11 protein-coding genes and 2 pseudogenes are annotated in these 11,730 nt (G+C 67.2%); 10 read left to right on the top strand and 3 right to left on the bottom strand.

Annotated elements, in window-relative coordinates:
- Together NKF06_RS17380 and samp1 are read left to right on the top strand one after the other, a co-directional pair.
- A pseudogene (locus NKF06_RS17380) lies at positions 1–619 on the top strand (potassium transporter TrkA); the annotation flags it as partial.
- A 23-nt stretch (positions 620–642) separates the two neighbouring features.
- Positions 643–906, top strand: coding sequence for a ubiquitin-like modifier protein SAMP1 (gene samp1 / locus NKF06_RS17375; protein ID WP_058828467.1), 264 nt, complete (start codon positions 643–645; stop codon positions 904–906).
- A 249-nt stretch (positions 907–1,155) separates the two neighbouring features.
- Here the strand turns inward: samp1 and NKF06_RS17370 are convergent, their stop codons facing one another.
- Positions 1,156–2,001, bottom strand: coding sequence for a ubiquinol-cytochrome c reductase iron-sulfur subunit (locus tag NKF06_RS17370; RefSeq protein ID WP_253246129.1), 846 nt, complete (start codon positions 1,999–2,001; stop codon positions 1,156–1,158).
- Between the two features lie 225 nt (positions 2,002–2,226).
- Here NKF06_RS17370 and ppc point away from each other — a divergent pair, with 225 nt between their 5' ends.
- On the top strand, positions 2,227–4,920 hold the full coding sequence (gene ppc / locus NKF06_RS17365; protein ID WP_253246128.1) for a phosphoenolpyruvate carboxylase: 2,694 nt from the start codon (positions 2,227–2,229) through the stop codon (positions 4,918–4,920).
- A gap of 66 nt (positions 4,921–4,986) precedes the next feature.
- On the opposite strand, the gene NKF06_RS17360 is transcribed toward ppc, so the two are convergent.
- Positions 4,987–5,154, bottom strand: a complete 168-nt coding sequence (locus NKF06_RS17360) for a hypothetical protein (RefSeq protein ID WP_155821702.1) — start codon at positions 5,152–5,154, stop codon at positions 4,987–4,989.
- 172 nt (positions 5,155–5,326) lie between these two features.
- On the bottom strand, positions 5,327–6,127 hold the full coding sequence (locus NKF06_RS17355) for an aldo/keto reductase (RefSeq protein WP_058828464.1): 801 nt from the start codon (positions 6,125–6,127) through the stop codon (positions 5,327–5,329).
- 88 nt (positions 6,128–6,215) lie between these two features.
- On the opposite strand from NKF06_RS17355, the gene NKF06_RS17350 reads away from it, so the two are divergent.
- The 7 genes and pseudogenes from NKF06_RS17350 to NKF06_RS17320 all read left to right on the top strand — a co-directional run.
- Positions 6,216–6,773: a maltose acetyltransferase domain-containing protein gene (locus tag NKF06_RS17350; RefSeq protein ID WP_253246127.1), complete on the top strand. Its 558-nt coding sequence runs from the start codon at positions 6,216–6,218 to the stop codon at positions 6,771–6,773.
- A 135-nt stretch (positions 6,774–6,908) separates the two neighbouring features.
- A complete protein-coding gene (gene pyrG, locus NKF06_RS17345; RefSeq protein WP_253246126.1) occupies positions 6,909–8,558 on the top strand; it encodes a CTP synthase (glutamine hydrolyzing) in 1,650 nt (549 codons plus the stop codon).
- Entirely contained in the window at positions 8,558–9,475 is a 918-nt protein-coding gene (guaA, locus tag NKF06_RS17340; RefSeq protein WP_004974798.1) for a glutamine-hydrolyzing GMP synthase, read from the top strand. The genes pyrG and guaA overlap by 1 nt, the downstream gene beginning before the upstream one ends.
- A complete protein-coding gene (locus NKF06_RS17335) occupies positions 9,472–9,792 on the top strand; it encodes an NAD-binding protein (protein WP_058569113.1) in 321 nt (106 codons plus the stop codon). Before guaA ends, NKF06_RS17335 begins: the two co-directional genes overlap by 4 nt.
- A gap of 123 nt (positions 9,793–9,915) precedes the next feature.
- A complete protein-coding gene (locus NKF06_RS17330) occupies positions 9,916–10,344 on the top strand; it encodes a DUF4397 domain-containing protein (protein WP_253246125.1) in 429 nt (142 codons plus the stop codon).
- Positions 10,345–10,599: 255 nt separating this feature from the next.
- A complete protein-coding gene (locus NKF06_RS17325; protein WP_253246124.1) occupies positions 10,600–11,223 on the top strand; it encodes a DUF4382 domain-containing protein in 624 nt (207 codons plus the stop codon).
- Positions 11,224–11,430: 207 nt separating this feature from the next.
- A pseudogene (locus NKF06_RS17320) lies at positions 11,431–11,730 on the top strand (GHMP kinase); the annotation flags it as partial.

Raw genomic sequence — 11,730 nt, 5'->3', positions numbered from 1 at the left:
CGTCGGGCGATGCCGTCGCGGGGCGACCGACACGACTGAACCGGCCGAGTCCGCCGAACCGACGACCGAGACGCCTCCGGGCGGTTCTGGGTCGCTGTCCGACGGCGGCACCGACGCCCCGGCCGCCCCGGCCGCCCCGACCCGCGTCGCTTTCGGCGAACTCCGCGGCGTCGCAGACGACGTGGCGACCGTCGCCCTCGACGAGGAGGACGCCGACCGCCTGACGAGCGGCGAGCAGTACCGTCTCGTGACGCTCCCCGCAGACCCCCACGTCGACCGCGAGTTCGCATCGCTCCTCCGGAACGCCGACGAGACGATGGCGGTCACGACCGTCGCGCCGGGTGCCGACCTCGACGGACTGACAGTTTCGGACGTGGACACGACCGTCGTCGCCATCAGGTCGGCGAACCGCCCGGTGGACGCGATTCCCGGCCGGGGACGCGAACTGGTTGCCGGCGACACGCTCTACGTCGTTGGCCGGCCGGAAGTCCTCCGGAAGGTCGAACGCCGGGCGACGACCGACACGAGCCGAACCGACGGCGGAGGCGACGGAGACGGAGACGACAACGGCGGCTCCGGTGACGACGCGCCGCGGTCGTCCGGGGCGCAATCCTCATGAGCGCCGGGCGACGAGACGGGTGTATGGAGTGGAAACTGTTCGCCGACCTCGCGGAAGTCACCGGCGCGCGGACCGTTCGGGTCGACGTCGACGGCGACGCCACCGTCGGCGACGCGCTCGACGCCCTCGTCGGGGCGCACCCGGCGCTCGAATCGCGGGTGTTCGGCGACGACGGCGAACTGTACGACCACATCAACGTCCTGCGAAACGGTGAAGCCGCCGCGCTCGGCGAGGAAGCCGCCGCCGGCGACGAACTCGCGCTCTTCCCGCCGGTCAGCGGCGGCTAACGCCTCGGAGCGTCAGAGCGCTGGCGCGACAGTACCGATTCTCGGATTCGACGTCCATCCCGCGAGCGACGGGTCCGTCGGCACTCGGGGGCGGGAGACGGAGATGGTGCTGAAGACGGGGACGAGACCACGGGCTCGAACCGAACGACTCGTCGGAGCGGAAACGGGCCGTTCGGGGGGTCGGAAAAGAGAAAACGGCGGGAACACGTCGCGGTTGGACTCGAAACGGGAGGGCGGCTTCGAGGGTCGTTACTCGCTCGGGCGCGGCAGCGCCGTAAACAGCGTCTGGACGATGGAGAAGGGGTCGTAGATGGACTGGTGGCACTGGCAGTAGACACCGTTTTCGCCGCCGAACGTGGCGGAGCTGGCCGCCTGCTTGTAGCCGGGGACACAGCAGAAGTGGGTACACTTGTTGAGCCACGCGATGACTCCTTGGTCCGTCGAGGCGGCGAGCCACTCGTTGTCCTGTGCGGCCTCCTCGATGCGCGTCGAGCGCAGCACCTGAATCGGCATCGTGTTCTCGGCGCCCTCGGAGCGCCAGGTGCCGGTCGCGGGCATCCCGATGCCGGCCCGACCGATGCCGTTGCCCCACGTCTCGTACTCGTCGAAGTCGTTGACGTTCAGGCGGTCGCCGGAACTGTACGTCTCGGACTGCCAGTCGTATCCGCCGCTGTCGGAGCGGAAGTAGTTGTCAGACTCGTAGGTCGGGTTCAGGCCCTCGTAGGTCTGCACACCGCAGTACTGGAACCAGTCCTGCGAGTAGGTGACGCCCGTCCCTTTGTAGTCCTCGGTGAGGGCGAGGTCGACTTCCACACCGTTCTGCGTGACAGTCTGAACCTCCGGCCAGACGCCGCGGATGTAGCCCTCGTCGTCGATCTCGATCGGGATCTGTGGCATACCGCGCGGTGCGGGACCGCCGGTGTTCTCGATGGCGTACGCCTGCGTCGGCCCCCCACCGGTACCGGTGGATGACGTTGCGGTGTTGATGGCGGCCGCGCCTGTCGTTCCCACGCCCGCGAGCGCCGCTCCCCCGACGACGCCCTTGACGAACCGACGGCGACCCGAATCGGCGGGGTACTTGTCGCTATCGCTCATACTCCCACCTTCGAGGCGGCCAGTAAAAGCGTGACGAATCCACCGTGGTAGTACGCCCCACGAAACGGCCGCCAGCGAAGGGGTCCGACCGTCCGAACGCGCGGAATTCGTCGGTCGTCGAAAACTGGACGAAAACGTTCGCAACGTTCGTTTAGAACCGACTTCCGGGCAAATTTTCGGCGTTACTCGTGGCCTTTTAGAATGCGGTACTCGTATTCGAGTAGGATGCGATTGCACACCAGAGACGTGCGACAAGATGTTCGCGAGCTTGGGGCGTTGCTCGGGGACGTGCTCGAGGCGCAGACGTCGACGGCGTCGTTCGAGACGGTCGAAGAGCTTCGGCAGGCGGCCATCGCCTACCGGAAGGGCGAGTCCGGGTCGCGCGAGCGGCTCTACGACGTGGTCGGAGAGCTCGAACCGGAACGCGAGAGCGTCGTCGCCCGCGCGTTCACGACCTACTTCGAACTCATCAACCTCGCCGAGGAGCGCGAGCGCGTTCGCGTCATCCGCGAGGCGTCCCAAGAGGGGACGCTCGAAGACGGTATCCTCGACACGCTCGACGCGCTGGACGACGAGGAGGTCGACGAGGAGCTTCTGGGACGAGTCCTCGAAGACGTGCTCATCGAGCCGACGTTCACGGCGCACCCGACCGAGGCCCGTCGCAAGACGGTGAAATCGAAGCTTCGATCCATCGCCAACCGACTGGAGACGCTCGACGAGCGCCGCCTCACCGACCTCGAACACGACCAGGAGTGGCGGCACGTCGTCGCCGAGGTGACGAGCCTCTGGCAGACCTCGCAGGTCCGCGACCGCCGCCCGGAGCCGACCGACGAGGCCCGCAACGTCCAGTGGTACCTCGAAAACACCCTGTTCGACGTGGTCGGCGAGGTGTACGAGGAACTCGAAGAGGAGCTCCGCGCCGAGTACCCCAGCCTCGACGTGCCGAAGCTGTTCGAGTTCCGCTCGTGGGCCGGCTCCGACCGCGACGGCAACCCGTTCGTCACGCCCGAGGTGACTGAAGACACGCTCGAACGCCAGCGCAGCGTCGCCCTCGAGAAGTACAGCGACTCGCTCAAGCGTCTCTCCGGTGTGCTGAGTCAGGACGCGACACGAATCGACCCCGGTCACGAGCTCGAACGCTCGCTGAAGGCAGACCGCGAACTGCTCCCCGTCGTCGCCGACGAGGCCGACGAGCGCTACCCCAACGAGCCGTACCGCCAGAAGCTCAAGCTGATGCGCGAGCGGCTCCGCCGCGTCGAGGACGTACGTCCGAACGGCTACGCGGACGAGAGCGAGCTACTGGCCGACCTCGAAGTCATCGACACCAGCCTCCGGCGGACCGGCGCGGCGCAGGTCGCCGACGTGTACGTCGAGCCCCTGATGCGGCAGGTCGACACGTTCGGCTTCACTCTCGCCAGCCTCGACCTCCGCGACCACCAGGAGAACCACACCGAGGCCGTCCACGAGGCGCTCGCCCACGAGGGCCTCGACTACTACGGTAGCTCGGAGGAGGAGCGCGTCGAACTCCTCACGGACGCGATTCTGCAGGAAGAACCCGTCGTCGACCTCGAAGACCCCGGCGACGTGTCGGAGACGGCCGAGCGCGTCCTCCGCCGCTTCCGAAAGCTCGGCGAGTGGCAGCGCGAGTACGGCGTCGGCGCTATCGACACCTACTGCATCTCGATGACCGAGGAGCCGTCGCACGTCCTCGAAGTGCTGTTCCTCGCCGACCAGGCGGGCGTCGTCTCCCTGCCCGACCACTGCGGCATCGACGTGGTCCCGCTCCTCGAGACCGAGTCGGCGCTCAACGGCGCACGCCGCATCATGGGCACGCTGTTCGAGAACGAAGCCTACGGGACGGCGCTCGCCGCCCGGAACGACGTCCAGGAGATTATGCTGGGCTACTCCGACTCGAACAAGGAAAACGGCTTCCTCGCGGCCAACTGGGACCTCTACAAGAACCAGCGCCGCCTCGCCGACATCTGCGACGACTTCGACGTGACGATGCGGCTGTTCCACGGCCGCGGCGGCTCCATCTCCCGCGGCGGCGGTCCGATGAACGAAGCCATGCTCGCGCTCCCGAACGAGACCGTCACGGGGCAGATTAAGTTCACCGAGCAGGGCGAGGCCATCGCCGAGAAGTACGCCAACCCGCGCATCGCGGAGCGGAACCTCGAACAGATGCTCAACGCCCAGATTCGCGCCCGCCTGCAGGCGATTCGGACGCCCGAAGAGGAGGTGCCTGACCGCTGGGTCGACGCCATGGACACCATGGCGGCCGCCGCGCGCGAGGAGTACCGTGACCTCCTCGAATCGGACGGCTTCGTCTCCTACTTCGAGCAGGCGACGCCCATCACCGTCATCGAGGAACTCAACCTCGGCTCCCGCCCGGCGTCCCGGTCCGACGAGCGCAGCGTCGAGGACCTCCGCGCCATCCCGTGGGTGTTCTCGTGGACCCAGTCGCGGTGTATCCTCCCCGGCTGGTACTCGCTGGCCGCCGGCGTCAACGCCTTCCTCGAAGACGGCGGCGACATGGACGACCTCCGCGAGATGTACGACGAGTGGGCGTTCTTCCGCAGCACGTTCGACAACGCCGCGATGGCGCTGGCGCGCACCGACCTCGAAATCGCCACGGAGTACGCGAACCTCGCCGACGAGGAACTCCGCGAGGAGTTCTTCACCCGCCTCACCGAGGAGTACGAGGACGCCGCGGACCTCATGCTCGACATCAGCGAGCGCAGCAGTCTCCTGAAGCGCGAGTGGCTCGAAGAGAGCCTCCGCCGCCGCAACCCCTACGTCGACCCGCTGAACCTACTGCAGACGCACCTGCTGTCGCAGACCCACCGGACCGACGAGGAAGAACAGACCCTGCGGCTCACCGTCAAAGGCATCGCCGCCGGGATGAAGAACACGGGATAACGCGAACACGACGCCGACGACCTCGGCCACCCGCCGAGGATTCCGTCGCCGCGCCGCCGGGACCGATTAGGCCCGACGGAGGTCGTACGGGTTCGAACAGACCGGACAGGTCTGCCGCGCGACGCGATACTCGCTTTTTAATCGCTGTCTGACACCGTCGAAGTCGGCGTCGCCCTCGTATCTCGATTCCACTTGCTGTCCACAGTGCGGGCACACCACCACCACCGTTGCCATATTCGGCAGTACGGCCGAGTCCATCATATATGTTCACCCTGTTTGTGGCGGGGTCGCACGTCCCATTCCGTCGGGTGTTCGCGGCGGCGAAAGCGAGGCGCTGAGGGGTCGTACGCGGCGAAAATGGAGGCTTCTGCGTCGCGGCCGTCGGCCGGGCGCAGGTCGGCTCAGCTCAGGCGTGGTTCCACGGCGCTTCCTCGAAGTCGACGATGCGGTGGGTCGAATCGAGGTCGTCGATGGCGGCCACGTCCTCGTCGTCGAGGTCGAGGTCGAGCGCGGCGACGTTGTCGCGGATGTGGTCGGGCGAGGCGGCCTTCGGGATGGGTGTCGCGCCCTTCTCGATGAGCCACGCGAGGGCGACCTGTGCCGGCGAGGCGTCGTGCTTCTCGGCGATGTCGACGATGACCTCCTCGTCGGCGACCTGGTTGCGCGCGATGGGCGAGTAGGCGACCAGACGGTGGCCGCGTTCCGCGGCGAACTCGCGGAGTTCGCGCTGCTGGAGCATCGGGTGCATCTCGACCTGGTGGGCGAACACCGGCGCGTCGAGCGTCTCGATGGCGGATTCGAGCTGGTCGGGTCGGAAGTTGCTCAGGCCGACGTGTTCGATGACGCCCTCCTCGACGAGTTCGTCGAGGGCCGCGAGCGTCTCGTCCTCGTCGTAGCTGTCGAGCGGCCAGTGGACGTACAGCAGGTCGATGGTATCGACGCCGAGCTTTTCGGCGGACTCGCGGGCCGTCTCCAGCACGTCGTCGTAGCCGAGGTTGTCGGTGTCGAGCTTCGTCGCCACGAACACGTCGTCGATGTCTACGTCCGATTCGGCGAGCCCCTCGCCGACGAACTCCTCGTTGTGGTACATCTGGGCCGTGTCGACGTGGCGGTAGCCAACGTCGAGGGCGGTCTTCACGGCCTCGACGCACTCGTCGCGGTCTTCGAGCTTGTACGTCCCGAAGCCGAGTCGCGGGAAGTCCTTCATGGGCGGACGGTTGCGGGCGGGCGAGTCAAATCCTGCGGTTGCGGAAGGCGTGGATACACTTACCACCGGCCCGCCAGTTATCGCGGGTATGCCCTCCGAGAAGGAGAAGATGCTCGCGGGCGACCCGTACGACGCGAGCGACCCGGAACTCGTCGCGGAGCGAAAGCGCGCGCGCCGACTCACGCGCCTGTTCAACGAGACCGACGAGACCCAGACCGAGCGCCGCGAGGAGCTGATTCGAGAGCTGTTCGGCGAGGTCGGCGACTCGTTCGAAATCGAGCCGACGTTCCGCTGCGACTACGGCTACAACGTCCGCGTCGGCGAGAACCTCTTCGCCAACTTCGACTGCGTCTTCCTCGACGTGTGTCCCATCACTATCGGCGACAACTGCCAGCTCGCGCCGGGCGTCCACGTCTACACCGCGACCCACCCGCTCGACGCCGCGGAGCGAATCAAGGGCCCCGAGTCGGGCGAGCCGGTGACAATCGGCGACAACGCGTGGCTCGGGGGGCGGGCGGTCGTCAACCCCGGCGTCACCATCGGCGACGACGTGGTGGTCGCCTCCGGCGCAGTCGTCACGAAAGACGTGCCGGACTCGGTGGTCGTCGGTGGCAACCCGGCGCGAGTCATTAAAAGGCTGGACTGACCGGGCGGACGCCGTCGCGTCGCGGTCGTCGCCGCGTCGCCATCGCGCGATTCTCTCGGATTCGAGTGCGTGCGGTGCTCTGGCACACGATGTTCCCTCCGAAATGGTTTTGAAGTACGCTCGCACACGGTCAGTATGCCGACGGACGAATACGACCCAGAGATGGGGCGCAAGTTCATTTTCGTAACCGGGGGTGTCATGTCCGGCCTCGGGAAGGGTATCACGGCCGCGAGCACCGGGCGACTCCTGAAGAACGCCGGGTTCGACGTCACCGCGGTCAAGATAGACCCGTACCTGAACGTCGACGCCGGGACCATGAACCCCTACGAGCACGGGGAGGTGTACGTCCTGAAAGACGGCGCTGAAGTCGACTTGGACCTCGGGAACTACGAGCGGTTCCTGGGTATCGACATGACCGCCGACCACAACATCACGACGGGCAAGACCTACCAGCACGTCATCCAGAAGGAGCGCGCCGGCGACTACCTCGGGAAGACGGTCCAGATTATCCCGCACGTCACGGAGGACATCAAGCGCCGCATCCGCGAGGCGGCCGAGGGCACCGACGTGTGTCTCGTCGAGGTCGGCGGCACCGTCGGCGACATCGAGTCGATGCCGTTCCTCGAATCGCTCCGCCAGTTCGCTTCCGAGGAGGAAGACGGCGACGTGCTGTTCACGCACGTCACGCTCGTCCCCTACTCGAAGAACGGCGAGCAGAAGACGAAGCCCACCCAACACTCGGTCAAGGAGCTTCGGAGCATCGGCCTCCAGCCGGACATCCTCGTCGGCCGCGCCGACGACAAGCTCGAACCGGCGACGAAGACCAAAATCGCGCAGTTCTGCGACGTGCCGGACGCCGCCGTGTTCTCCAACCCCGACGTGCCGGACATCTACCACGTCCCGCTGATGGTCGAAGAGGAGGGCCTCGACGAGTACGTCATGGAACGTCTCGGCATCGCCGACGAGGCGCTGCCGAAGGAAGACCGCGACAACCGCTGGCGCGAGCTCGTCACGGCCGACCGGACCGGCTCGGTCGACATCGCGCTCGTCGGCAAGTACGCCCTCGAAGACGCCTACATGTCAATTCACGAGGCGCTCAAGCACGCGGGCATCGAGTGCGGCGTCGACGTGAACATCCTCTGGGTCGACTCCGACGAGATGCTCGACAAGCACGAAGAGCGCCTGAAGGACGCCGACGGCGTCGTCGTCCCCGGCGGCTTCGGCTCCCGCGGAACCGGCGGCAAAATCGAAGCCATCCGCTACGCCCGCGAGAACGACATCCCCTTCCTCGGCCTCTGTCTGGGCTTCCAGATGGCCGTCGTCGAGCAGGCCCGGAACGTCCTCGGCCACGAGGACGCCCACTCGGCCGAGCTCGACCCCGACACGCCGTACCCCGTCATCGACCTTCTGCCCGAGCAGTACGAGGTCGACGAGATGGGCGGCACGATGCGCCTCGGCGCGCACGACACCGACATTGACGCCGGCACGCTCGCGGAGGCGGTGTACGGCGACACCTCCTGTACGGAGCGCCACCGCCACCGCTACGAGGTGAACCCCGAACTCATCGACGAACTCGAATCCGAGGGGCTCCGGTTCTCCGGCCGCGCCGAAAACCGCATGGAGATTCTCGAACTGACGAACCACCCGTTCTTCTTCGGAACGCAGTTCCACCCCGAGTTCCGCTCTCGACCCGACCGCGCGAGCCCGCCGTTCCTCGGCTTCCTCCGCGCGGTCCTCGGCGAACTCGACGCGCGCGAACTCGGCAACGAAGAGGTGACAGCATAATGGTAAACGTAGACGAATTCATCGAAGACGCGACCGCATCGATTCGTGACCAAATCGGCGACGAGCACGCCATCATCGCCCTCTCGGGCGGCGTGGACTCCTCCGTCGCCGCGACGCTCGCCTACGAGGCCGTCGGCGAGCAGCTCACCCCGGTCTACGTCGACACCGGCCTGATGCGCAAAGGCGAGACCGAGCAGATTGCGGACACCTTCTCCTTCATGGAGAGCCTCCGCGTCGTGGACGCCCGAGACCGATTCTTCGACGCCCTCGAGGGCGTCGTCGACCCCGAGGAAAAGCGCAAGGTCATCGGCGAGCAGTTCATCCGCGAGTTCGAGCGCGAGGCGAAGGAGACCGACGCCCAGTACCTCGTGCAGGGGACCATCTACCCCGACCGCATCGAGTCCGAGGGCAACATCAAGTCCCACCACAACGTCGGTGGCCTGCCGGACGTGGTTGACTTCGAGGGCATCGTCGAACCCGTCCGCGACCTCTACAAGGACGAGGTCCGCGAGGTCGCCCGCGCGCTCGGCCTCGAGTCCATCATCGCCGAGCGGATGCCGTTCCCGGGGCCGGGCCTCGCGGTCCGCGTCCTCGGCGAAGTCACGCCCGAGAAGGTGCAGGTCGCCCGCGACGCGTGTCACGTCGTCGAAGACGAGACCGAAAAGCACGAGCCGTGGCAGGCGTTCGCCGCCGTCATCGGCAAGGGTACCGGCGTCAAGGGTGACAACCGCGTCCACGGCTGGATCGTCTCGGTCCGCTCCGTGGAGTCGCGCGACGGCATGACCGCCCGCGCGCAGGAACTCCCGTGGGACACCCTCCAGCGCATCCAGTCGCGCATCACCGGCACGAACGAGAACGTCGCCCGCGTCGTCTACGACGTGACCCACAAACCGCCGGCGACCATCGAGTACGAATGACGACGGCAATCGTCGCGGGGACCGACCCCGACGGACTCGGCGAGGCGCTCGAAACCGAGGGTGCGACGGTCGTCCGCGTCAGCGGTATCGCCTCCGCCGACTCGCTCGGCGAGGCCGGCATCGAGGACGCCGACCTGTTCGTGCTCACCGATATGGACGACGCGACGGCCATCTCGGTGGCAAAGGAACTGAACCCCGACGTGCGCGTCGTGACCTACGCCTACGACTCCCTCCCGGAGTTCGCCACGGCGCAGGCCGACCTCGCCATTGACCCGAACCTGCTCGCGGTCGACGTGGTCGCGGAAGAACTCGTCTGAGACGGTCAGAAACGCCTGACTGTCTCGGCGTAGTGATTTTTTTCAAGTCCTGATTTAAATGGATATTAATGTCTTTGTGGACCTTCATGACGGTTGCAAATGTCGTCTTTCTCCCGACGAACGATGCTGAAGAGCCTCGGCGCGACCGGTCTGCTACTCGCCGGCGGTGCGACGACCGCGGCGGCACGCCCCGGCGGCGTCGCGGCGGGTGACGCGCGGTTCCGAGTCGGCCACTTCTCGCCCGACGCGCCCGAAGTCGACATCGTCGTCAAGGACGGCCCGACGCTGTTTTCGGGGCTGGCGTTCGGCGACGTCTCGCACTACGAGACGGTGCCCGCCGGGACGTACGACCTGCAGGTCGTCCTCTCGTCGGACGGGAGCGTCGTGCTCGACCTCCCCGGGACGACGCTCGAAGGCGGCCGGACCTACACGGTGTTCGCCATCGGGTTCGCCACCGGCGGGTCGCCCGGCTTCAGCGTCCTCCCCGTCGTGGACGCGGTGTCGCCCGCCCGCGCCCCGCCGACCAACGGGAACGTCTGTCGCGTGCGCTGAGTCGAACACCGGTCGCTACTCACCTACGCAATCGGCGGCGGCCCCTCCCTATTTTCCGACGAAATTCGGCGAAATTCGACGCCGTTCGAGCCGAATCATGCGCCAACGACCGCAAGCCGTCGCGTCGGTTTCCACCCTTCAATACCGCGGCGTACAGAGCGGACGACGTCGCGGGGCGACGGCGGTTCCCCACCAGTCGTCGCGCGGACCGCTCACTCGCGCCGCGACGCCCCGCAGACACACGGACACCCACCAATGACACACACCAGACGACGCTTCCTCACGTCCGCCGCAGGAATCGCCGCCGCAACCACCGCCGGCCTCGCCGGGTGTATGGGCACCGCGTCCGCGACGACGGGGACGCTCTCGACCCGCGTGAGCGACAAGCCCGGCGACATCGCCGACTTCGAGTCCTGCGTCGTGACGGTCTCGACGGTCCGCGTCAAGCCCGCCGACGGCGAGGCGAAGTCGCTCGACGCGGGCGGCACAGCACTCGACCTCGTCGAACTGCAGGGCGACGCCTCGGCGCTCGTCGAGGAGTTCGAACTGGAGACCGGCACCTACGAGTTCCTGCAGGTCGAGGTGTCGGAGACCGACGCGACCCTCACCGACGGGTCGGCCGCGACCGTCGAGGTGCCCGGGTCAGCCCCGCTGAAGTTCGAGCGGTCCTTCGAGATTCGCGCCGACGAGACGACCACGTTCACGGCCGACTTCACGCCCGTCAAGGCCGGCAACGCGGGCAAGTACGTCCTCCAACCCGTCGCCGACGAGGTGACGGTGACGTACGAGTCCGAAGAGACGACGACCGACACGGACTCGAACGAGACGACGACTGATTCGACCGCCAACGAAACGACGACGAACGAAACGACCTCGTAACGCGGTCGCTCCGACGCGACTGGTCCCGCTGGAGTTCCCGGCCCCGCTTCGGTTCGGCTCACACCTGTTCTCCCCGCGCTTTCGAACACTCGGTCCTCTTCTGACACCTGCCACCAGAGTCGAAACCGGCAGACTGCGGCGGGTGACTCCGGCCCGCGTTGCCATGGTCGAAACCCCCTTTTGGCGTCCCCGCCGATAGCCGGTAACATGGTTCGGGTCTCGACCGGCGCGCGCATCCACTTCGGCTTCCTCAATCTGAGCCTCGCCCGCGACCGCCTCTACGGCGGTGTGGGCGTCGCGCTCGACGAGCCGCGGGTGGTCGTCGCCGCCGAGCCCGCGTCCGAGGTTCGGTGCCGGCATCCCGCCGCCCGCGAGTACGCCGAGCAGGCGGTCGAACTCCTCGGAGCCGACGGCGTCGACCTCTCGGTCGAGCGCGTCCTGCCGCGACACGCCGGCCTCGGGAGCGGGACACAGCTCGCGCTCGCGGTGTTGCGAGCGGTCGCAGTC

This window comes from Haloferax sp. AB510 (assembly GCF_024136985.1).
In the GTDB taxonomy this organism is placed as follows: domain Archaea; phylum Halobacteriota; class Halobacteria; order Halobacteriales; family Haloferacaceae; genus Haloferax.
This window is presented reverse-complemented; position numbering and strand designations above follow the sequence as displayed.

Coding starts and splice junctions, on each gene's coding strand:
- NKF06_RS17330 (WP_253246125.1), top strand. CDS start 9,916: ATGCTGAAGAGCCTCGGCGCGACCGGTCTGCTACTCGCCGGCGGTGCG.
- samp1 (WP_058828467.1), top strand. CDS start 643: ATGGAGTGGAAACTGTTCGCCGACCTCGCGGAAGTCACCGGCGCGCGG.
- NKF06_RS17325 (WP_253246124.1), top strand. CDS start 10,600: ATGACACACACCAGACGACGCTTCCTCACGTCCGCCGCAGGAATCGCC.
- NKF06_RS17360 (WP_155821702.1), bottom strand. CDS start 5,154: ATGGCAACGGTGGTGGTGGTGTGCCCGCACTGTGGACAGCAAGTGGAA.
- guaA (WP_004974798.1), top strand. CDS start 8,558: ATGGTAAACGTAGACGAATTCATCGAAGACGCGACCGCATCGATTCGT.
- NKF06_RS17370 (WP_253246129.1), bottom strand. CDS start 2,001: ATGAGCGATAGCGACAAGTACCCCGCCGATTCGGGTCGCCGTCGGTTC.
- NKF06_RS17355 (WP_058828464.1), bottom strand. CDS start 6,127: ATGAAGGACTTCCCGCGACTCGGCTTCGGGACGTACAAGCTCGAAGAC.
- pyrG (WP_253246126.1), top strand. CDS start 6,909: ATGCCGACGGACGAATACGACCCAGAGATGGGGCGCAAGTTCATTTTC.
- ppc (WP_253246128.1), top strand. CDS start 2,227: ATGCGATTGCACACCAGAGACGTGCGACAAGATGTTCGCGAGCTTGGG.
- NKF06_RS17350 (WP_253246127.1), top strand. CDS start 6,216: ATGCCCTCCGAGAAGGAGAAGATGCTCGCGGGCGACCCGTACGACGCG.
- NKF06_RS17335 (WP_058569113.1), top strand. CDS start 9,472: ATGACGACGGCAATCGTCGCGGGGACCGACCCCGACGGACTCGGCGAG.